The sequence below is a fragment of the Kamptonema sp. UHCC 0994 genome, from assembly GCF_029167235.1.
Lineage (GTDB): Bacteria > Cyanobacteriota > Cyanobacteriia > Cyanobacteriales > Microcoleaceae > Kamptonema.
Genome location: NZ_JARFTR010000125.1, coordinates 82,571 through 105,189 on the forward strand (window position 1 = coordinate 82,571; position 22,619 = coordinate 105,189).

At 43.3% G+C, this 22,619-nt stretch carries 19 protein-coding genes; 11 read left to right on the plus strand and 8 right to left on the minus strand.

All coding sequences use genetic code 11. From position 1 onward, the window contains the following. Positions 1-201: 201 nt before the first annotated feature. Both PY364_RS11950 and hpxZ read left to right on the plus strand, forming a co-directional pair. Entirely contained in the window at positions 202-621 is a 420-nt protein-coding gene (locus tag PY364_RS11950; protein WP_007353635.1) for a peptidylprolyl isomerase, read from the plus strand. A gap of 186 nt (positions 622-807) precedes the next feature. Then, the gene (hpxZ, locus tag PY364_RS11955) at positions 808-1,194 is read left to right on the plus strand and encodes an oxalurate catabolism protein HpxZ (RefSeq protein WP_275522759.1); all 387 of its coding nucleotides are present in this window, start codon (positions 808-810) and stop codon (positions 1,192-1,194) included. A gap of 9 nt (positions 1,195-1,203) precedes the next feature. Here hpxZ and PY364_RS11960 read toward each other — a convergent pair whose 3' ends face one another. Together PY364_RS11960 and PY364_RS11965 are read right to left on the minus strand one after the other, a co-directional pair. Continuing rightward, positions 1,204-1,761 (minus strand): Uma2 family endonuclease, encoded by a 558-nt coding sequence (locus tag PY364_RS11960; RefSeq protein ID WP_275522761.1) that lies wholly within the window; start codon positions 1,759-1,761, stop codon positions 1,204-1,206. A gap of 38 nt (positions 1,762-1,799) precedes the next feature. Beyond that, positions 1,800-2,924, minus strand: coding sequence for a THUMP domain-containing protein (locus tag PY364_RS11965; protein ID WP_275522763.1), 1,125 nt, complete (start codon positions 2,922-2,924; stop codon positions 1,800-1,802). 212 nt (positions 2,925-3,136) lie between these two features. Here PY364_RS11965 and PY364_RS11970 point away from each other — a divergent pair, with 212 nt between their 5' ends. Next, complete coding sequence (locus PY364_RS11970) at positions 3,137-5,203, plus strand: cation:proton antiporter (protein ID WP_275522764.1); 2,067 nt, start codon at positions 3,137-3,139, stop codon at positions 5,201-5,203. Between the two features lie 265 nt (positions 5,204-5,468). Beyond that, positions 5,469-7,121 carry a trypsin-like peptidase domain-containing protein gene (locus PY364_RS11975; protein ID WP_275522765.1) on the plus strand — a complete coding sequence of 551 codons (1,653 nt, stop codon included), beginning with the start codon at positions 5,469-5,471 and terminating at the stop codon, positions 7,119-7,121. A gap of 204 nt (positions 7,122-7,325) precedes the next feature. Here PY364_RS11975 and chlP read toward each other — a convergent pair whose 3' ends face one another. From chlP to PY364_RS11990, 3 genes are all read right to left on the minus strand, one after another. Beyond that, complete coding sequence (gene chlP, locus PY364_RS11980) at positions 7,326-8,546, minus strand: geranylgeranyl reductase (RefSeq protein WP_275522767.1); 1,221 nt, start codon at positions 8,544-8,546, stop codon at positions 7,326-7,328. Between the two features lie 189 nt (positions 8,547-8,735). Next, positions 8,736-9,164 carry a nuclear transport factor 2 family protein gene (locus tag PY364_RS11985; protein ID WP_275522769.1) on the minus strand — a complete coding sequence of 143 codons (429 nt, stop codon included), beginning with the start codon at positions 9,162-9,164 and terminating at the stop codon, positions 8,736-8,738. Between the two features lie 4 nt (positions 9,165-9,168). Beyond that, positions 9,169-9,318: a hypothetical protein gene (locus tag PY364_RS11990; protein ID WP_275522771.1), complete on the minus strand. Its 150-nt coding sequence runs from the start codon at positions 9,316-9,318 to the stop codon at positions 9,169-9,171. Between the two features lie 132 nt (positions 9,319-9,450). On the opposite strand from PY364_RS11990, the gene typA reads away from it, so the two are divergent. From typA to PY364_RS12005, 3 genes are all read left to right on the plus strand, one after another. Further along, entirely contained in the window at positions 9,451-11,241 is a 1,791-nt protein-coding gene (typA, locus tag PY364_RS11995) for a translational GTPase TypA (RefSeq protein ID WP_275522772.1), read from the plus strand. 230 nt (positions 11,242-11,471) lie between these two features. Then, positions 11,472-12,344 (plus strand): ParA family protein, encoded by an 873-nt coding sequence (locus tag PY364_RS12000; RefSeq protein ID WP_275522773.1) that lies wholly within the window; start codon positions 11,472-11,474, stop codon positions 12,342-12,344. Further along, complete coding sequence (locus tag PY364_RS12005) at positions 12,341-12,793, plus strand: hypothetical protein (protein ID WP_275522774.1); 453 nt, start codon at positions 12,341-12,343, stop codon at positions 12,791-12,793. Before PY364_RS12000 ends, PY364_RS12005 begins: the two co-directional genes overlap by 4 nt. Here the strand turns inward: PY364_RS12005 and PY364_RS12010 are convergent, their stop codons facing one another. Continuing rightward, positions 12,794-16,375, minus strand: a complete 3,582-nt coding sequence (locus PY364_RS12010) for an EAL domain-containing protein (protein WP_275522775.1) — start codon at positions 16,373-16,375, stop codon at positions 12,794-12,796. A 235-nt stretch (positions 16,376-16,610) separates the two neighbouring features. On the opposite strand from PY364_RS12010, the gene PY364_RS12015 reads away from it, so the two are divergent. The 3 genes from PY364_RS12015 (at position 16,611) to PY364_RS12025 (ending at position 18,756) form a co-directional block, all read left to right on the plus strand. Continuing rightward, complete coding sequence (locus PY364_RS12015; protein ID WP_275522776.1) at positions 16,611-17,498, plus strand: sugar ABC transporter permease; 888 nt, start codon at positions 16,611-16,613, stop codon at positions 17,496-17,498. A 114-nt stretch (positions 17,499-17,612) separates the two neighbouring features. Continuing rightward, the gene (locus PY364_RS12020) at positions 17,613-18,209 is read left to right on the plus strand and encodes a carbonic anhydrase (protein ID WP_275522778.1); all 597 of its coding nucleotides are present in this window, start codon (positions 17,613-17,615) and stop codon (positions 18,207-18,209) included. 232 nt (positions 18,210-18,441) lie between these two features. Beyond that, positions 18,442-18,756, plus strand: a complete 315-nt coding sequence (locus tag PY364_RS12025) for a hypothetical protein (RefSeq protein WP_007358007.1) — start codon at positions 18,442-18,444, stop codon at positions 18,754-18,756. Positions 18,757-18,815: 59 nt separating this feature from the next. Here PY364_RS12025 and PY364_RS12030 read toward each other — a convergent pair whose 3' ends face one another. Then, on the minus strand, positions 18,816-19,076 hold the full coding sequence (locus PY364_RS12030; protein WP_275522780.1) for a LapA family protein: 261 nt from the start codon (positions 19,074-19,076) through the stop codon (positions 18,816-18,818). A 37-nt stretch (positions 19,077-19,113) separates the two neighbouring features. After that, a complete protein-coding gene (locus PY364_RS12035) occupies positions 19,114-20,553 on the minus strand; it encodes a phosphoglucomutase/phosphomannomutase family protein (RefSeq protein ID WP_275522781.1) in 1,440 nt (479 codons plus the stop codon). 675 nt (positions 20,554-21,228) lie between these two features. Here PY364_RS12035 and PY364_RS12040 point away from each other — a divergent pair. Next, the gene (locus PY364_RS12040) at positions 21,229-22,323 is read left to right on the plus strand and encodes a hypothetical protein (RefSeq protein WP_275522782.1); all 1,095 of its coding nucleotides are present in this window, start codon (positions 21,229-21,231) and stop codon (positions 22,321-22,323) included. Positions 22,324-22,619 lie beyond the last annotated feature (296 nt).

The window sequence follows — 22,619 nt, forward strand, 5'->3', positions numbered from 1 at the left end:
CCGAAGGCTTTGCACCGATATCAAATTTATAGTTTGAATACACGCCCTAGGGAGGCGGCGGTTGTTTTTTTTACTCAACTGAGTTGAAATCCACTGTATGTTAAAATTTTGAAGCCGCAATTAGAACAATCTTTTTTGAATCTCTCTAGATTCACTCAGGCTTATAATTGCGGAATATCATTCTCAGGAGCAAGAAAAATCATGACTCGCGCTATTATGGAAACGGAAAAAGGTACTATCCATTTGGATATGTTTGACCAGGATGCACCTAATACGGTGAAAAATTTTGTAGACTTGGCTGAAAAAGGTTTTTATGACGGCCTCAAGTTCCACCGAGTCATCCCTAATTTTATGATTCAAGGCGGTTGTCCTCAAGGTACTGGAACGGGGGGGCCTGGCTACAAAATCAAGTGTGAAATTAACAGCAACAAACATCTGGCTGGGACTTTATCAATGGCCCATGCAGGTCGCGATACTGGCGGTAGTCAATTCTTTATTTGTCACTCTCCTCAATCTCATTTAGATGGAGTCCACACGACTTTTGGCAAAACTGAAGATATGGATGTAGTCAATGCTATCCGCCAAGGTGACAAGATTATTTCTGTCAAAATTGAGCGCTAATTGTTAATTGTTAACTGTTAACTGTTAACTGTTAACTGTTAACTGTTAATTGTTAATTGTTAACAGGTAATTGTTAACAGGTAATTGGTAATTGGTAATTGGGGAAAATTTCTCCCCCTTCCTTCTTCCTTCTACCTTCTACCTTCTACCTTCTACCTTCTTCCTTCTTCCTTCTTCCTTCTACTTATGACTAAAATTAACGATTCTGTTTTAGTGTATGAGTTAACAGAACTTTATCTCAAATACGAAAAAGCCCTTTGTACTAATGATGTTGAAACTCTCAGTGAACTGTTTTGGGATTCATCAGATGTTGTGCGTTTTGGAGTGACTGAAAACCTTTATGGTAGTGATGAGATTAGAGCTTTTCGCAAAGGGCGATCTCCCCTAAATCTCGAACGTGAAATGTTTAACCTTAAAGTTGTTACTTTCGACGCAGATATGGCCGCTGTAACTCTCGAATTTCGCCGAGTCATTGATGGCATTGTGCGCGAAGGCCGGCAGAGTCAGATGTGGCGTAAATTTCCTCAAGGCTGGAAAATAGTTTCTGCTCACGTTTCTTTGTTACCACTCTAGAAATTTAACTCAAATTAGTTCAGCTTCCTCAAAAATTTGTCTTGTAGATAATTCTAAACCAGGTAGCAGTAAATCAACAATAGGCGTTCTATCTGTATAGATTTCAATCAACCCATCAGGGTAAAAAATTCTGATAGTCATAGCTTCAGGATCGACAACCCAGACTCGCAATACGCCAGCAGCAAAGTAATCTTTTGCCTTATCTTCAAATTCTTTCAATGTTTGGTCTGGCGAAATAATCTCAATTACCAATTCAGGAGGTACTGGACAAGCTTGATTGCGCTTCCAACTTGCGGGTAGACCTTCATAAGAAATGTATGTCAAATCAGGAACGGGTGCCCAGTCCTGACCATTGCGCTTAAGGATAAGCGCCCATTCAGGAAGGACTCGCCCACGCGCTCTAGACCAGGCACGGATGAGAAGCATCAAAGCTAATTGCAGACTTGAATGAAAATATTTTGGAGACACTTTCGGTACTGCCTGACCATCTACAAACTCATAGTGTACATCTCCTTGTGGTAAAGCTAGAAAATCCTCTAATGTGAGTTTTGTTCCTGCGTTAACCATGAGTTACCTCCGGGTAAAATTTAGCTCTATTTTTGATTTTAATACAGTTCATACTTGAGCAAAGTACATTCTAACGTTCCATTATAAACGTGAATGCGCCGTGCTGTCTTGAGTCCTACTTTTTTGCCTAATTCCTTATTTCCTGTTAAAATAAACGCATTCCAACCCTTAAAACGCTGTTTAAAAACATCGCCCAACAGCTTATAAAGTTCCCCTAATTCGCTAGCATCTCCCAGACGTTCGCCGTAGGGAGGATTACAAATAAGAATGCCGCTATCCGCTGGTGCTTCCAACTCTGATAACTCTGTTAGAGCAAACTTGATTTTATCTTTCAGGCCAGCTTGCTGTGCATTTGTACGAGCTTGGGTTAAGATTTCAGAATCGCGATCGCTGCCAGCAATTACTGCCTTCAGCTCAGATAATTCGCTATTTTCTGCTTCTTCCCATAACCGATCCCAAAGAGCTTCATCAAAATCGCGCCAACTCATAAACCCAAACTTTTCTCGAAACAATCCTGGTGCAATATTCAAAGCCTTTAAGCCCGCTTCTAAAGGCAAAGTTCCAGAACCGCACATCGGGTCTAAAAAAGGTAAATTAGGGTTCCATTCTGCCATCTCTAATAAAGCCGCTGCCAGAGTTTCTTTCAGAGGAGCCGCACCCACTGCCGGACGATATCCTCGGCGATGCAAACTACCACCAGAACTGTCTAAACTTAAAATACAGCGGTCTTTATGAATGTGAACATTAATGAGTAAATCGGGATTTTTTTTGTCAACATTAGAACGCTTCCCAAAATTACCTCGTTGTTGATCTGCAATTGAATTTTTAACCTGTAGAGCAGTATAATGAGTGTGGTTAAGTTTTTCATTGCCCCCCGTACAGTCAACTGCTAGAGTATTGTCAGCGTCTAGATATTCCTGCCAATCAATTTTTTGCACTTCCCGGTAGAGCATATCAGAGTCATAACACTGGAACTCAGCAATAGGAACCAGTACCCGAAAAATCGTCCTCGCCCAAAGATTTACTCGGTAAAGTAAAGCGCGATCGCCAGCAAAATATACGCCAGTAAAATCAGGACGAACATCTTGAGCTCCAAGCCGTTCTAATTCTTGAGCAGCAATTGGTTCTAAACCACGAGCAACTGTAGCAAAATATTGATTCATTAGTAATTAGTAATTGGTAATTGGTAATTGGTAATTGGTAATTGGTAATTGGTAATTGGTAATTGGTAATTGGTAATTGGTAATTGGGAACTTGACTCCATTTACGTTATTATACAGTAAACTATAACTCTATATCCAGGGGAGGGTAGTCAAAAATTTCAAGATCGTTGACAATTGTACAAATCCCACCTTCACCCCAAATTTAGTTAATTATGGGACATTTTGCAGAAGTTCTTTCAGAGCCTATTGTTCCTTTCGCCGTTTTGCTTTTAGTCATTTTGAGTGTGCCCATCATCTTTGAGCGCTTCAAAATTCCCGGATTAGTAGGTTTGCTAGCTGCGGGGGTGCTTCTGGGCCCCAACGGGCTACAATTACTTGACAAAGAAATGCCCACAATGAAGCTGCTATCAGATATTGGCTTACTTTACCTGATGTTTGTAGCAGGTTTAGAAGTAGACATTGAGCAATTCCGCAAAAAGAAAAATCGTTCTATGGGTTTTGGCAGTTTAACTTTCGCCGTACCGCTGATTGCTGGAACCTTTGTCGGTCGAATTTTTGGCTTTGATTGGAATGCTTCAATTTTAATAGGTTCGCTGTTAGCTTCTCACACTTTACTTGCCTATCCTCTTGTCAGTCGCTTGGGAGTTGCTAGCAATGAAGCCGTTATGGTAACGATCGGCGCTACGATTTTTACTGACATTGGTGCATTGTTGGTATTAGCAGTTTGTGTTGCTATTCATGCAGGAGAATTTTCGGCAATTAGTTTTGTTACTCTCTTAGGAAGTTTAGCTATTTATACAGCCGTAGTTATATTTGGATTTGACTGGGCCGGTAGAGAATTTTTTCGCCGCACGGGAGATCAAGAAGGCAACCAATTTTTATTTGTATTGCTAGCTGTTTTTCTAGCATCATTAGGCGCTCAACTTATTGGTGTAGAAAAAATTATTGGTGCATTTCTGGCTGGCTTAGCTGTTAACGAGGCTGTAGGAGAAGGTGCTGTCAAAGATAAGGTAGTTTTCGTAGGTAGCGTCTTATTTGTCCCGATATTTTTTGTAGATTTGGGGCTGTTAATTGATGTGCAAAATTTCATCAAAAGTCTTGCTTCCGTGACAATTTCTATAACAATTGTTGTGGCTTTAATTAGTAGCAAAGCTATGGCAGCATACTTAGCCAAACTCATTTATCGCTACAACACCCAAGAATTTCTAACAATGTGGTCGCTATCCTTGCCTCAAGTTGGTGCAACTTTGGCAGCGACGCTGGTGGGCTATCGAGCTGGAATGCTCACTGAGGACATTTTAAATAGTGTAATTGTTCTGATGCTGGTAACGGCAACATTGGGGCCGATAGTTACCAGTAGAGTTGCTGTGGGACTAACAACTACATCGAAAAATTTGGAAACCGAAACTTTCCCGAAAAATTTGGAAACGACGGCAAATAACTCTCCATTAACGGTAGTTGTGCCAGTTTACAATCCCGAGACAGAAAGGTATTTAATTGAGATGGCAGCGCTGTTAGCTCATGGCAATAGCGGTCAAATTGTACCGCTAGCAATTACCGCACCTCATGCTCAAAATATGGATGCACCACAGTTAGAAATGGCTTTGCAGCGGAGCGAAACATTGCTCGAAAAAGCTCAACAAATGGCAGGAAAACTGGGCGTAAAATCTCAGCCAACTCTCAGAATTGATAACGATATTTCCCAAGCAATAGCTAGGGTTGCTCGCGAACAAAAAGCGCATTTAATTGTTATGGGATGGGGGAAACGAACGGGACTTAGAGCTCGCTTGTTTGGCAATGTAATTGATGGCGTGTTATGGGCCGCTCACTGTCCAGTTGCGGTGACGCGCTTGCTGCTTGAGCCAAATAAAATTCAGCGTGTTTTAGTACCAGTGGAAAACTTGAGCTCTGAAGCAGTGCGGCTCATACAATTTGCACAAGCTCTAGGAGATTCTCAACTGCAAATCACTGTGCTGCATTTGTGCAACAGAGGAATTAAGGATTCTGGAATTGCTTGGATTCACTCCCAATTATTGCTTTTGGTTGCTAAATCTGGGGTTGAAGGTAAGGCTGAAGTTCAGGTTCAGGTGAGGCGAGGTGTAGATGTGGTAAAGCAAATTGTCAGTGCGTCGGGTGATGCTGATTTAGTAGTTTTGCGATCGACTAGAAACCGCACGGCTGCGGGATTAGCTGTCAGCGATGTGACAACTCAGTTGCTAGGACAGTTGACCTGTTCGATCGTGATGTTGGGAGAGCCGCACCGACAGACTAATATATAGTTGTAGCGAACGGTAATAATATAGCAGTTAACTGTTAACTGTTAACTGTTAACTGTTAACTGCTAACTGCTAACTGTTAACTGTTAACTGTTAACTGCTTAAGTATTGTAATCCTTTGTAAGTAGGTAAGCGAAGTGGGGTGCAATCGATCCCGAAGATGAGTCTGAATCTTTTTATTAATCTTAAATTTGTGTAAAAATATGACACAAAGGAGAAATGTTTTCCGTCTGTTTAACTGTTGACATATTGGCATTTTGGCTCGAAGATGAATTGTAACAAAAGTATTTCAGCTATTTTGAGTATCGGAATGAGCGCGATCGCGCCGATTCTTCCACTTGTCACGCCTCAACTCGCCGCAGCATTAGCACCCACTGAAGTGAATGCGATCGCGAAGGAGATTACAGTTCGCGTTGATGGGCCGACCGGTCACGGTTCTGGGGTCATCTTTGAAAAAAAAGGTAGCACTTACTATATAGTCACCAATTGGCACGTAGTGAGCCAAACCGGGGATTATCACATTGTTACCCCCGATGGCAAGCGTCATCCAGTCTATTACAGCCTGATTAAACGAATGCCTGGGGCAGATTTGGCTGTGGTTCCCTTCAGCAGTGCCGAAAACTACCGCCTCGCTGTGTTGGCGAATAATGACCCAAGTGAGGGCAAAAAGCTTTATGTGGCTGGTTGGCCGCGATCAGGTGGAACTCTGCAACAGCCGATTTTGATTGTTACTGAGGGACTGATGACACGCCGTCAAGCTCCCTGGAATGGTTATACTTTGGTTTATAGTAATTTAGTGAGAGGAGGTATGAGCGGCGGCCCAGTTTTGGACGATGGGGGGAGAGTTGTAGCCATTAATGGCATTATACAATTAGAGGACAAATCCGATAAAATTGTGGCGGCGGGGATTGAGATCGATACTTTTTTGAAGTGGCGGACAACAGTGGCGCTGCCAACAGTCCCCCAAGATTCCCCAAGGGCAGGAAAACCGCCAACAGCTACTCCTGTTAATAACTCGCCGCGTCTACCTGCTAACGCTGCTTTTACTCTCGCCAGTGCGCTCAAAGTGCCTGCGGGGGTAGTGAGTTCGGTGGCTACCGCTGGCTCTCACTTTGTATCTGGAAATACTGACGGTAGTATTTCTGTGTGGAATTTGCCCAGTGGCGAGTTGAAAAGTACCTTGCGGGGGCACGGGGACGCAGTAAATGCAGTGGCGATCGCCTCTGATGGCAAGATTTTAGCCAGCGGTAGCGATGACAAAACTATTAAGATTTGGAATCTAGAGACAGGTGAGAATATTCGCACTTTGAGCGGGCATTCTGACGTGGTGGTTGCAGTTGCGCTTAGTGCTGATGGTCTATTTTTAGCGAGTGGTAGTTGGGATAAAACTGTTAAAATTTGGAACGTAAAAACTGGGGCATTACTTTATACTTTATTAGGACATTCTGCGCTAGTAAATTCAGTGGCGATCGCAGCAGATGGGAAGACTTTAGCTAGTGGTAGTAAGGACGGTTCTATTAAGTTATGGAATCTACAAACTGGTGAATTAATCCGCACTTTAAAAGGTAACGCTTTGTCGGTTTTATCCGTAGCTTTTAGTCCTGATATGAAGACTTTAGCTAGTGGTAGCGGTGATGGAACAATAGGGCTTTGGAACGTAGGAACTGGGCAATTAATTCGGCGTTTGAGCGGTCATACGGATGGGGTTTGGTCTGTCGCAATTACTAGGGATGGGAATACTTTGGTTAGCGGTAGTTGGGATAAAACTGTCAAGCTTTGGGATCTGCGTTCTGGGGAGTTAAAAGGGACTTTGAGCGGGCATTCTGGATATGTTAACTCTATTGCAATTAGTGGGGATGGGCAGATGATTGTTAGTGGGGGTTGGGATGGGCAAATTAAGATTTGGAAAAGGGGAGGGTGAGGGTATGATATAAGGGGCTAGGGGCTAGGGGCTAGGGGCTAGGGAAAGAAGGGAAAGAAGGGAAAGAAGGGAATAGAATCAGCGAGTTTGGTGGAACTCAGAACGTCCTAACCGCCTTGGCGGTTGCTATACTTTAATTACTAATGTAGAAGTAGTTTGATAACTACTCCTACATCAATACTTTAGGCATTTGCTAAGAGATATTTAAGGTGCTAGAGCATTGCCCCTAAGCAGACTACCGATCGTTTTGGCCGTAATCTTCATTTGCACAAACGGATTTGCCGGCACTACTGTTTTATACAAATAGCTATCGAAAGTGAGGCGCTGCACGTCGCGATCGGCACACATCTCCACAAAAGCTTCGCGGGTGGCATCGGAACGGTAGAACACTCTTTGCAAAATGTCAAGCACTTTGTAAGTAATGCCATATTTCTTATCCCACCGCTTCAGATAGAGCTTGAGTTCTTCTTCTGTGGGAATGCGAGTACCATTAGCAGAAACCTCAACTATTGTTTCCGCACACATCCGACCAGACTTAGCGGCGAAATAAATCCCTTCTCCAGAAGATTTAGTCACATAACCAGCAGCATCGCCTACGAGGGCAACTCTACCAACTACACGACGAGGGCGGGGATGTTCGGGGATCGGGTGTGCTTCCACCTTGATAATTTTACCGCCTGCTAATTTTTTAGCGGCGCGGGCTCTGATCCCAGCTTGTAGCTTTTTGATATCTGCTTGATTGACCTTCATCGTACCCGTGCCGACGGCAACGTGGTCGTATTTCGGGAATACCCAAGCGTAGAAGTCAGTGGAAACATCATCGCCGACGTACATTTCGGCTAAGTCTTCGTAGTAGCCCATCTTATCTTCTGGGAGGCGGATGCGTTCTTGGAATGCGATCGCATAATTATAATCCCCAGCATCAATCGCCTTAGCTACGCGAGAATTAGCACCATCAGCCCCAATTACCAAATCCACCTTCAGACTTTTCATCGTTCCCACCGCATTACCATCAGAGTGGTCGGCATAGTGGATAGTGTAGGCATCAGTACCGTTAGTGGGGATGTCCAGTTTGTGAACAGTACCATTAATCAGCTTAGCCCCCAGAGAAGCTGCCCGGTTTCGTAGGAAACTGTCGAGCACTTCCCGACGACACATCCCAATATATTCGTCTGGTTTTTCGATGTTGATGTCTACCTCTACATTTGAGGGAGAGATCATCTTCATCTTTCTTACCTGACGGTCAATAATCTCTTGGGGCAAGTCAAACTCGCTCACCATGCACAGCGGAATTGCGCCGCCGCAGGGCTTAGCATTGTCAAGCTTGCGCTCAATCAAATAAGTTTCAATGCCCGCTTTCACCAGCGTCTCGGCGGCACAGGAGCCGGCCGGGCCCGATCCAACAACAGCAACCCGTAGTGTCAAAGCTGTTCTCCCAATCTCTTTTGATATGGTTTCTAAGGTGAGTATGGTATCACAGACTTAGGGTTTGCTCGATACGAAGTCGGCTATTTGTATATGAAATAAAACAGAACTTAACATCTGGTAACAGTTACCCCTAATTAGGGCAATCAATTAGGACAATCAATTAGGGCGATCGCGGGGGAATTGCCCCTACATTGCACGCTCCCATCGAAACTTCCGTTCAGACTCTTGAATCTGCACATCATTAATACTTGCTTCACGTCTTTGCATCAATCCATTTTCTGCAAATTCCCACTGTTCATTACCATAAGCGCGATACCAATAACCAGAATCATCATGCCACTCATATTCAAAGCGCACAGAAATACGATTATCGGTAAAACTCCACAGTTCCTTTTGCAAACGATAGTCTAATTCTTTCGCCCATTTTCGTCTTAAGAAAGCCTTAATTTCTTCCCGTCCGCTGAAAAATTCGGCGCGATTTCGCCACTGAGAATCTTCTGTATAAGCTAAAGCTACTCGTTCAGGATCGCGAGTATTCCAGGCATCTTCAGCGGCTTGGACTTTTACTTTAGCAGTTTCTAAGGTAAAGGGTGGTATAGGTGGTTTTGTTTCCATAAAATTAATGTCCCAGATTGCTGCTGTTAACCCGTTCGAGCTTTTTGACAATCTTAGCTTTCTTAGCTTTGCCGTTAAAGTCGCGGAGGGAGTCCAACCACTTCAAGAAAGGAATTCTGCCCTTTGGGGTGGTATCGCGCTCGATCTCGCTCAATGGTCGATTCCATCTTGATTGTAGCCGCCGATCGCTCCAAATAATACAGCCGCCCTACACACCCCTTGACCACATAAGCTATAATTGTTAAGAAATCTTTAGTTAACGCTCTGAACGTCCCAGACGCAATTTATGAGTCTTCCCATTCGCAACATAGCTATCATCGCCCACGTAGATCACGGCAAAACTACCCTTGTAGACGCTCTACTCCGACAATCCGGCATCTTCCGTGAAGGGGAAGAAATTCCAGATTGCGTCATGGACTCCAATGACATCGAGCGCGAGCGTGGTATCACCATCCTTTCCAAAAATACGGCCGTTACCTACAAAGAAACTCTGATCAATATCGTTGATACCCCCGGACACGCTGACTTCGGTGGCGAAGTTGAGCGAGTGCTCGGTATGGTTGACGGTTGTTTATTGATTGTCGATGCCAACGAAGGGCCGATGCCACAAACTCGATTTGTGCTCAAAAAAGCCTTAGAAAAAGGACTGCGACCGATTGTTTTCGTCAACAAGATTGACCGCGAACGTGCCGATCCTCACAAAGCAGTTGATAAAGTTTTAGATTTGTTTCTTGAACTGGGTGCTGATGACGATCAGTGTGAATTTCCCTACTTATTTGGTTCGGGTTTAGCGGGTTATTCCAAAAAACACCTCGAAGATGAAGGGGTGGACATGAAACCTCTATTTGAAGAAATCTTAGACCACGTTCCGCCACCGGTTGGCGATCCAGAAAAGCCGCTACAATTGCAAGTTACGACTTTGGATTATTCCGAATATGTAGGACGAATTGTGATCGGCCGCATTCATAATGGTACGATTAAAATGGGTCAGCAAGCTGCTTTAATCACAGAAAGTGGCGCAATTATCAAATCCAAGATTACAAAATTAATGGGATTTGATGGTTTAAAGCGGATTGATATCCCGGAATCTTCTGCTGGTAATCTTGTTGCAGTTGCCGGTTTTGCTGAAGCGAATATTGGCGAGACAATTACTTGTCCAAACGATCCGCAAGCTTTACCCTTGATTAAGGTTGACGAACCAACTTTACAGATGACGTTTTCGGTGAATGATTCACCATTTGCGGGTCAAGAAGGGAAGTTGGTGACATCGCGACAAGTACGCGATCGCTTGTTACGGGAATTAGAAACTAACGTGGCTTTGCGCGTAGAAGAAACCGACTCTCCTGATAAGTTTTTAGTATCGGGACGCGGGGAATTGCACCTGGGTATTTTAATTGAAAATATGCGCCGGGAAGGTTACGAATTTCAAGTTTCTCAACCACAAGTTATCTATCGTGAAGTTGCTGGCAAAATCTGCGAACCTTTTGAGTGTTTGGTCTTAGACGTACCCGAAGAAGCTGTCGGTGGTTGTATCGAACGTCTCGGCCAACGCAAGGGAGAAATGCAGGATATGCACGTTGGTGGAAATGGCCGCACTCAAATAGAATTTTCAATTCCCGCACGCGGTTTGATTGGGTTCCGAGGCGAGTTTATGCGCTTAACTCGCGGCGCTGGAATTATGAATCATAGTTTCCTTGATTATCGTCCCCTTGGTGGTGAAATTGCCGCTCGTCGCAATGGGGTTTTGATTTCTTTTGAAGAGGGAATTGCCACTTATTATTCATTGCAAAATGCTGAAGATCGCGGTGTCTTTTTCATTACTCCCGGAACCAAGGTTTATCGGGGGATGATTATTGGTGAAAATAATCGCGGTGAAGATTTGGAACTCAATATTTGCAAGTCGAAGCAGTTAACTAATCACCGGGCCTCTGGCGGTGAGGAATTAGTACAATTGCAAGCACCTGTAGATATGAGTTTGGAGCGTGCTTTGGAGTATATTGGACCCGATGAATTGGTGGAGGTAACGCCTCAGTCAATTCGCTTGCGGAAGGTGAGTAGAAAGTTGGTGAAGCGTTAAAATTTAAGGGTGGGTAATTCCCACCCTTGGTTTTATTAGTAGGAAAGTCTGGCAGAAGTTATAAAGTTTAAAGATAAATACACTTTTTAAGTATAGCATTATAATCACACTAAAACGTGACCTAATTAGCTGAGTTTGTAAATCTTAACGACTAGGCGCGATTGCTCTCTCTCCTAATCCCAACAATATGTTTTAATAAATAATTACAGAAAACTTAAACCAGAGCATCCATGAGCCCTAAAACAATAGCAGTCATCAATTTTAAAGGTGGTGTAGGAAAAACAACAGTCAGTTGGTGTCTAGGAAAAGTGCTTTCCGAAGAAACAAACTGGCAAACTCTAATGTTTGACCTAGACCCGCAAATGTCATTAACTGAAGCCATCGGACTCAATGAAAATACAGGTCATTTAGATGACAAATTTGGTAAGTGGTACGAACGATCTATTAAGTATCGCCAAACAATTTACGATGCTCTAGAAGTCTTTAAAAAAGCTGGACAAAATTTTAAATTTCCTATAGGCATTGAAACGATCTACGAAATTGATGAGCAGTTACATTTTATCCCTTCAGTTGAAGAATTGTACTGGTTAGAACTTGAAGGATTTGAGGCAAAAAATGTTAAAGACTTCATCCGTAGGTTTGTTGGCAAAATTACAAATTCTTCCCATTTACCAAATTATGACTTTATACTTTTTGACTGTTCTCCTTCATTTAATCTACTTTCCTACAGCGTGCTTTCCTGCTGTGACTTGGTATTAATTCCTGTCAATCCTGATTATTTTGGTTCTAGAGGATTGAGCTTACTTCTCAATTCTCTCAAGAGGAGAATTGAACCTTTTCCTTTTCCAAAAATTGCTGTATTTATGAATAAAGCAAAAACCTACGGAGGTCTGCTGACAAATGAAGTACAATTTTATATGAGAGAAGATAAGAGAATTTGCGCGGAAGCAGCCGTAGAGAATAACATACAAATTAAGTTTTTAGAATCTACTATTCGAGAAACTGTGGGAATTAAACGGGCAATAAATGAAGGAGAATTGCCAGCAGACATAGTAACAGACTTTGACGAATTGTGGCGCGAATGTGCGGAGTACCTCAAATGAAGAAAGAAGAACTGTTTCAGCATGATGACGAAGAGATTGTAGAGCTAACTGACGAAATTACTGAACTTAAACTAATAATGCGGGAAGTTTCTAGGAAATTGACTCGTATTGAAACTAAGGTGAAGCGCGGATTAAATTCTGCCCCCAAAAACTCGGAATCAAAAGTATCTCAACTCTCTGTAGATGCTAACGAATCTGAAAATTTATCTCCTCAAAAAGTGCTAGAGATTTATGAAGAACTCCGTTTAAAAGCTAAAGACGGAAATGAGGAAGAAGTTAAGCAAAAATTGTCTGATATGAACTTAAACGATCTTAACCTTCTCTGCTGGGAATTAGGTGCATCTGTCAGAGGGAAAACCCACTCACGAAAAAAAATGCTTGATGCTATTCTTGGCAGAATTAAGCAGAGTTTGATGCTTTCACGACATATTGACCGTAAGATGCTGTAGCTAGTCCCTAGCTATAGTTTCCTGGGCAGCCAGCAGTGCCGTTGCCGCCACACTTGTCAATGGCTTAGAGAAAAAGTATCCTTGACCGTATTCGCAATTATGTAATTTTAACTGAGCTAATTGTTCAGCAGTTTCGACACCTTCGGCGATCGCATCCATCCCCAAATTGTGAGCCAGCATCACAATCGTCTGCACAATCTCCCCAATACCACTGCTAGGGCGAGCACGCCCATTCTTCCCCATCCTACTGACAAAAGAGCGATCGATCTTCAAAGTATTAATCGGAAAATGATGCAAGCGGCTCAAAGACGAATAACCAGTACCAAAATCATCAATGCACAACTGAATATTCAAATCCCTCAACCGCTTGAGGATTGTTCTAGCATTGCCCGCCCCCTCCGTAATCACAGTTTCAGTAATCTCCAACTTCAAACTACTTCCATCCAAACCAGTTTCCTGCAAAATTTGCTTAAATTTATCAATCAAATCAGGCTGCGAAAACTGTTGACCAGACAAATTCACACTAATAGCCATTGGCGGATTACACTGGAACTGTAACTGCCAATCCCGCATTTGGCGCGTCGCTTCCCATAGAACCCAAGTTCCCAAAGGAAGAATTAAACCCGTTTCTTCCGCAAGCGGTATAAACGACGAAGGCGAAACCAGCCCCCGATAGGGGTGTTGCCAACGCAGCAGTGCTTCAAAACCGCTAATCCTACCGTTTGCCAAGCACACAATCGGCTGGTAATAAACTTGAAATTCTTGAGCCGAAATTGCCCGCCGCAAATCATTTTCCAACTGCAACCGCGCCACAGCACCAGCATACATAGCCCCATCGAACACAGCAGAACGAGCCTTACCCCTGGCTTTAGCCTGGTACATAGCAATATCAGCATCCCGCAGCAAATCCTCAGCAGAATCGCGGATTGGCAATTGAGAATGGCGAATTGAGGAGAAATTACAAAGATCGTCGCAATTTCGATCTGTTTTAAATTTTAGAGTCTGCTTCCCTCCACCCGTCCAGAGTTGTAGAGTCTGCGTCCCCGCCTTGGTATCCCCCAAATCCCAATTCAGCACAATACCAATGCTAGTGGTGGTAAAGATTTCTAGTCCATCAATATTAAAAGGCAAAGTCAATTGTTTGTGAATGCGATCGGCTACCTCGATCGCACTATTAGCATCTTGAATACCTTCAAGCAAGATGGTAAACTCGTCTCCTCCCAGCCGCGCAATAGTGAAAGAGGCTGCATCGATCGCACTAGAAGCATTAATTTCTGCTACTTGCTCGTCATTTTCCGGTTGTTGACTTTCCCCCAGCACACTCTGCAATCGCTGAGCGAAAGCTATTAGTAATTGGTCGCCCATCATGTGACCCAGACTATCATTGATCACCTTAAAGCGATCGAGATCTAAAAACAGCACTGCAAACCAATAGTCTGAATTTTCTTTAGATCGTTTAATCGCAAGATTTAGGCGCTCCATAAACATCAACCGATTGGGCAAACCAGTTAAAGCATCGTGAAACGCATTGTGCAGGAGTTCGTCTTCTACTCGCTTGCGTTCGGTGATATCTTCGATAATGCCTTCGTAATAGAGTAGTTCGCCGTTGTTCCCCCGCACAGCACGGACACTTTCAGAAACCCAAATCGGTTGACCATCAGAGCGGTAAACTTGAGACTCAAACTTAGAAACTTGGTCATCCAATTGCATCTGACTCGTAAACTCAGCACGCCGATACGGATCGAGGTAAAGTTTAGCGTTGGCGGTGAGTTTTTCGATCAATTCAGCAGCGTTACTGTAGCCGTAGATCCTTGCTAAAGCAGGATTAGCACTGAGGTAGCGCCCGTTAGGGAGAGTTTGGAAAATGCCCTCAACAGCATTTTCAAAGATGCTTCGATATTTCTCTTCTGCTTGGCGTAAAGCTTCCTCTGTTCGCTTGTACTTAGTTACATCTCGCGCTACTAAGAGTACCGAATCGTTTAATATTGGCGAAACTGTGACTGCAAACCATATATCCGTATTGTCAACCAGCAAAGTATATTCAAATTGGACAGTTTGCTGAACTTCTAGGGCATGATGGATGTAGCCAAGAAATGTGTCCGCTGTTTTTTTGTCTAAGACTTCATGTAGAGTTTTGCCGAGAAGTTCGGAAGCTGGTCGATCGAGTAGAGAGGGATTTGTCGAGGCAATTTTGAGGCAACGACCTAAGCGATCGCGCACAGTAATTATGTCAGTCATCGCGGCGAACAAGGCCTTGAGTTCGGCTTCAGAAGCACGCAAATGTTCTTCAGCCATTTTGCGCTCAGTGATATCAATCCCAACGGTAAACGCTGCTCGATCTCGGTCGTACTTTTGAGCAACAACTAAGTAAGTGCGAGTGATACCATTAGCTTCTAACCTGACTTCGGAAACAGCTTCGCGATCGCTCCTAGCAAAAAACTGGCGCACTAACTCAGTAAACTCATTGTTGCCATTGAGAAAGCCGATTTCTTTACCCTGAAAATCCTCTGGGGATAATTTGCACGCAGCAGCCAAATGTCGGTTTACCCCCAGATAGTTTAAATCTGAGCTAATCCAAGAAACCATTCCTGGCACCGCTTCCAAAATCGCTTGTAGTTGCTCGTTTGCCAATAGCAGAGCTGCTGTTGCCCGTTCCACTGCTTCCCGCGATCGCGCGGGAGCTTGTACCAGCACGAACACCAAAATCCCAGTCAGTATCGCCAAAGATCCCCCGCCCAGCCTCAGCCATCGAGAGGTAGGAGATTCCCTCGGCCATCCCCCTACCGGAATTGCTGCCAATTGCCAAGAACCATTGGGTAACGATACCTCTAAGGCAACTGGATTTTGCTCGAAAACCGACGCATCCCCGTAAAATACTGCCCCACTAGCCCCTAGGCCGTCCTGGCCTCGGAGAGCATAATGTAGGGAGGATGGTGAAGATTTATCTCCCCGCGCTCCCCTGCTCCCCCGCTCAAGAGCTCCCCCGCTCAAAAGATCCAAACCTGCCTCTGCCAGGAGAGTATGCTTGTTAATAATGATCGTTGCCAAACCCCAGTAGGGGCCGCCTTTAGGTATACCCTCCTTTGGCGTGATAAAAATCGGAGTGTGGCTGATGAATACCCCAGTACCATCGCTCCAGTGAACTGGCCCAGCAACTACAGTGCTTCTAGTATTAATAGCCCGCGCGATCGCCTCTCGTTCCTGCGATTTCTCTAAAAGGTTGATCCCCAGTGCCATTTTCTTCTCTGGCGGATAGATATGACTGATCGCCGTATCTTTAGCCAATTCGATAATACGGATGCCTGTTTGTTTTGCCGCCAGCACCCTAGCCAGAGATTCAAATTCCTTCGAGCCAATATCAGGATGAGTTGAGACATGAGCCACCAATCCTTCTGTGAGAAACAACCGCGAGTTCAGAGCACCTTCAAGCCGAGCACGTGCCGTACTGACTTGATTGAGAGCATCAATACGTCTTTGTTCGCGGAAACGCTGCTGTTCTGAGCGATCCAATACCCAAACCCCAGCAAGAATCGTTACCATTGCCGATACCGCTGCTAAGTAAGGCAAAGCTCTAAAATTCATAACCCTGTTGTCAATCCTATAAATACGCCCGCCACCATTAGCTATCTTGGATTACCTCTGCCTCCTACCTCCTGCCTCCTACTATAAAACTGTGGTTTCTAGCTTGACACAGGTACACTAATCACATTGTGGCCGAGAAATCGTGAGATTGCTGCGACTTGTAGCAGGAAATCTTAAAAAAAAGTAATATTTGCCCAGTTTCGCCTAACATCGAATGTCACTTAGCATAACTAAAATGTCTTTTGCTTTATTCAGAAGGTACTTAATCCCTTACCTATTCTTGATCCCAGCTCTACTTGCCTTGGGTTTAACTGTCTTATGGCCAGCTATGCAAGCTTTTTACCTCAGTTTCACCGGCTATGAATATGACTTAACCCAGTCGCCACAGTGGGTTGGGTTAAAAAACTTCCGAAAGCTCTACGCCGATCCGGTTTTTTGGCAGACTTTGCGAAACACGCTACTATACCTGATCTCCGTAGTTCCTGTCATGGCGATCGCTCCTTTAGGACTGGCAATTTTAGTCAACCAAAAACTGCGCGGAATGCACTGGTTTCGAGCCGCATTTTATACTCCTGTGGTAATTTCAATGGTTGTGGCTGGACTTGCCTGGAAGTGGCTGTATGCGGAAAATGGATTGCTCAATCAATTGGGGCAATTATTTTCCTTTCCTCCTATTCCTTGGCTCTCCAGTCCTAATTTAGCGCTTTTTAGCGTTATGGCTGTTACCATCTGGAAGGGCTTGGGCTATTACATGGTAATTTATTTGGCAGGCCTGCAAGCAATTCCACTGGAACTCTACGAGGCCGCTGCTATTGACGGTTCAGATGGCTTCCGCAAGCACTGGGATATTACTTTACCATTGATGAAACCCTATCTGGTGCTAGTAGCAGTAATTTCTGCTATCTCTGCTACAAAAGTCTTTGAAGAGGTATATATTATGACCCAAGGAGGGCCACGTAATAGTTCTAAGACTATTGTTTATTATCTTTATGAAAGGGCTTTTCAGGATTTAGAAATTAGCTATGCTTGCACAATTGGTCTGGTGTTATTTTTGATAATTTTAGGGCTGTCAATTCTGCAATTTACTATTCAGAAATCAGCGCTAGGAAAAGTAGATAATTAAGCTACGATATGCTAATTAAACAACTTGAATTAGACGACTAATTTCTCGGTAACGGATAATAATCTTCTTCTTTCAGCAAAAAATAGTATAAAATGTATTTGTAAGGTTTGGCAGATGAAACAATTGTTAAATTTATCAAGGTCTAGTATTAAGGAATGTCCATGTTGTGGTAAAGGGCGGCGCTATTTTCTGAAATCTCTATTGTCAGGTGCGATCGCATTTACTGTACTTCAAGCAGCTCAACCTGCTAGAGCTCAAGAACTGGAAGCTAAAGCGCTAGTTCTCAGTTGCATAGATTTTCGCTTTCTAGCAGCGGAAAAATATTTTTTATCTTTGCAAAATTTAGGTAATAATTATGACTGGACTGCTTTAGCTGGAGCATCTCTTGCTTTGGCTGGTTTTCCTAGTGGTGCAGATAATCAAGCCTTTTGGGATCAGTTAAAATTTTCCTACACACACCACCACATTAAAAAAGTAATCATTATAGACCATCAAGACTGTGGAGCTTATGCCGTTAAAATTGACCCGGAGTTGAGCAAAGATCCTGAACGAGAGTTACAAATGCACACGGATTACTTGAATCAAGCTTTTTGGGCAATTCGGGAGCGCTATCCTGACTTAAATATAGAGCTTTATTTTGTTAATTCTAATGCTGAAGTTAAACCTATTTTGCCGATCGCTCAGACTTCAACAACTACTAGCGAGACCTAAAGGTAGACAGAAACCCTGTATTGTCAAGCTTTCCAGGTAAAAATTTGTACCTCACCTTTTTGATAAAGGCTATATATGACGATCGCAAATGCAGTCAGGATATTTCCTATCAGTATAGAAATTCTCAGCTTGTAAAGTCTCGTTAAGAGTTTTAACAAAATGTGTAAAATCAAACCAAAACTCAAATAGACCCTTAACCTAGAGATTTATAGTAACTAACACCCCCGAATTTATGAATAACCTCCATAACTATCGCCTCAAATGCACGCTCACTTTCGGTGACATCTACGGTCAAATCATTGCTTGGCTAATTGTCATCTTCCTGAGCCTAGCATCCTCACTAGCTTTGTGGAGCAGCGCCCGCCAAATCTACGCCCTAGCCACTGTAGGTATAGTTTTAGTGCTGTCTCTGCCCTTTTTGCTGTTTGCCTTTGTCACCACCCTCCTCAATCACATTGAAGTAACGGCTATAGACCCGGCCACCGAACCCCAGGCCACTATTACGGGAACTATGCCCAATCATAAGCCAGCCGAAGCAATTGGCTGATCGAATTTTAGATTTGGGATGGAGTATACCGTTAACCGTTAACCGTTAACCATTAACAATTAACGGTTTTCTCTGCTTGCTTCAGATAAGGGACTCACAACTGTAGTATGGGGGACACTCCACAAGGATTTGATGATTGCACCGCCGATTATTCCTGCTGTAGCGCTCAAAGCTAATACTAATCCTACGGGAATTTTAATTGATTGAAAAAAGAGAAAGTTTAAGGATACTGGGGTGGCATTTTGTACTGAGAAAATTGCGATCGCGCTTACCCAGGCAGCTACAATTAAACTAATAAAGAGATGGGGAATAGTTTTCATAAAAAAAGAGAATTGGGGGTGGGAATTAAGGTTGAGATTAAACTCCTGTGGGTTTCAACTGGTTGATAATATTTTCCATCTCTTGCAGAATTTGGGATTGTTTTTCCACAGAGTTAGTTTCTAGATAAACCCGCCAGAGAGGTTCAGTCCCGGAAGGCCGCATCAGCACCCAGCCGCCATCTTCCAAATATAGTTTAATCCCGTCTTTATATCCTACTTTTTTAACTTTAACTCCAGCGATGTCTGTCGGGGGGGTGCGCGTGAAATATTCTATAATTGCTGCCTTGTAAGTGTCATTTAGGTGAAAATCGATCCGCTTTTCATATAAAGGGCCACCTGCTTCTGTTACGGCTTCTTCTACTAACTGAGATAAGGGTTTGCCTTCGAGCGCGATCGCTTCTGCTACCAGCATACCAGCTAAGATACCGTCTTTTTCAGGAATGTGACCCAATACGCTCAAACCTCCAGATTCCTCACCGCCAATGAGTACCGCCGTTTCCCGCATTTTGGCACCGATATATTTAAAACCTACTGGCGTTTCGTAAATTTCTAAACCGTACTTAGCGGCAAAATTGTCTAACAGGTGTGTAGTCGCTACTGTGCGAACGATCGCACCCGTTTTGCCCTTATTCTTAATTAAATGCCGTGCTAGTAGCAATAATACTGAATTCGGAGCTAGGACATTTCCCTTCTCATCAACTATACCAAAGCGATCGCTATCTCCATCCGTCGCCAAACCCAAATCCGCTGCATCTTTCTTTACAGCCTCTACTAAGCATTCTAATTGCTCTCCCTTTGCTTCTGGCATCCCACCGCCAAACAGCACATCCCGCCAGCAATGGAAAGTCTCGATTTCACACCCGCAGTGTTCCAAAACTGTATCCAAATAACCGCGAGAAGTCGAGTAGAGAGCGTCATACTTTACCTTCAATTTAGCAGCACGAATTTGCTCTACATCTATCAGCGTGTAAAGAAATTTTAGATAATCTGGTTTCGGGTCAAATGTAGAGATTTTATCCCTAATTTTGCCTAACGGCTCTCCATCAGCAGCCTCCGCAATATGCACCGAAATCGGATCTGTAATTTCTGGGGTGGCGGGGCCTGCGTAGTCAGGAATATACTTAATACCACAGTAGGGTGCAGGGTTATGACTTGCCGTGAACATTAAGGCACCAGCCGAGTTTAAACACTTGGCACTGTAAGCAATGACTGGCGTAGGACAATCTCGCTCCGCCATCTTGACATTCCATCCTAAATCTGCTAGAACTTCAGCGGCACTGCAAGCAAACTGGTCAGCCAGAAAGCGGGTATCGTAGCCGATTAAAACTGGACGATCTTTAGTATAAGCAGTTTCTAGATAGCTGGCGATCGCCCGCGTTACCTTCCGCACGTTGGCAAAAGTAAAATCATCCGCAATAATCCCCCGCCACCCGTCAGTCCCGAATCCGATCTTAATTTTAGTATTACTAGCACTCATCTTTACCACTCCCTTTCCCTCACTTTGTTAATGGTACAAGCAGCTTAGCAATTAGAGACGTGACCGCCGAGATTTTTATCCTCAATCAGAGCAAATTACCGTTGTAGCGAGGAGACCTTGAGGACATTAGCTTGAGTAATGCGTTCTTAACTCTAGCTATTATTTACTTAAAGATTGCATCTATCTTAAGAGGTATCTTTTATATAAGATTTGCTTGAATGCTAATATTTAATTTTTTATTTACAATTTAGCCGTAGATGTGTTAACTTTTATTAAGTAAACGCAGCGATAAAGTTAATCACCTACGAAAAACTCCAGCAAATCCTGCTAATTTGGCTTTCAATATTCAGCCAACAAGGTAAAAATACCCAAAAAAATAGCGATCCTGATATCTTGCTTAAGATATTGCTGGAAACAGAGATTGTCACTTAAAGTAAGTGAGATAAAGTTTCTTGATTAAAGTTCTGATTCGTAAATACATTCACAAGGGTGCACAGACAAGAAACTTTTGTATTTTAAAACACATTCGCAGTTAAGCCAAATGGCTGATGACTTGTAGCATAATGGCGGGTGAAGATTCTTAAAGAAATGTGAAACTATTGAAGTTAAGAAGCTTAAAGGGTGAGCTAGTCGATCGAACGATGGTTTTCTTTACACACAAAATCGAGGGTTTTAATGAGCAACATCTCACAATCTAAAGTACCTCTGCCTAAAGAGGTAAATAGGGAGCTAGTAGCAAGTCTAGTGCCACATTCTCAACTCCTCAACAGTCCAGAATTAACTACGAACGGTAAATTTTCCGAGTCGAACGTTTCTTCTATGGCAGTTAACTGGGCGAAGAAGTATTACACTACAGTTGGGGCTCACGAGCAGCGGCAGCTTAAAACTCGTGGAAATCAGCAATTACAGGAATTTGAGGGAAATCGGGCTAGAACCGTTGATAAACTGACGGATACCCTCAAAGTAGCCAGCGACATAGCTTGGGGCAAAGTGCAAACTCTTTTAGGGCAAGATATAGAACGTCACGCCATCAGTCCCGACTTAATTAATCCGTCGCAAATTACTGCCGATGCTCGTAAATTATACGCAAAAGCAATTGATGCCTATGCAGAGGAAGAATCTCCTTCTCGCTTATCGGTAGTAGTGGGTAGAGATATCATTGAACTGCGAAGCAAATACTCCCAAGCAGATCCCCTAGTTCTGGGATTTGTGACAATGGAGTTTCATTATCTCAGTCAATTTTTATTAGAGAGTCTTTCCCAGACCGAGCAATTGCAGTTAGTACCTTACTTCAAAATTATAGATGATTACTTGCACATACCTTTTGGAGAAATCCAAGCCGTCGCAGGCAATCACGATCGCAACTCAAAAGCTCTAATAGCAGTGCAGCATTTGTTGCAGAATACTACTCAAATTGCTAGTATAGTCTACGATCGCGTCAGTTCTCAACATCAGGGCTACCGCAGCAGTAGCGGCTATCTGACCGATACAATGGTAAAACTTTCCAGCATCCGGGATGTAGAGATTTTTCAAAGCTACTTATGCTTGTGCGCCCTAGAAGGCAGTATTCGGCCAGTACAACAGGAACTATTTCCCCTCTGCGTGATGTTATATCCCAGACTGCACGTAAGTTGGAAATTAGTGCAAGATATGCTGTTAGTTTTGTTATGGGAAATCCATGACCGTCTAGCTCCTGAAGATGTGATGGTATTTTTACCATATCTACGAACGCTGACTGAAATGTTTTCCGATGAGGTGTTTCAAAATTAAATGGAAGTTACAATTTTCGGTGTTATGACTCTGGGTGTTTTGGGTGTTGTGAATATGAGTCGATACTATGTAAGGGTTGGTTTAGGGTGAGATTTATTTCCTAAACCTTCCTTACAAATTCACAAATATTTTAGCTATATAATTACCTTAACAGTTGCTATAAAAGCTATTTTACTAATTATAAGACTTACGCACATTTTACGTAACGCCGCCCTCTGGGCGGTAAATAAACCGCCCAGAGGGCGGCGTTACAAACAATGTACGTAAGTCATATAAATTATTTAATTATCATTCCT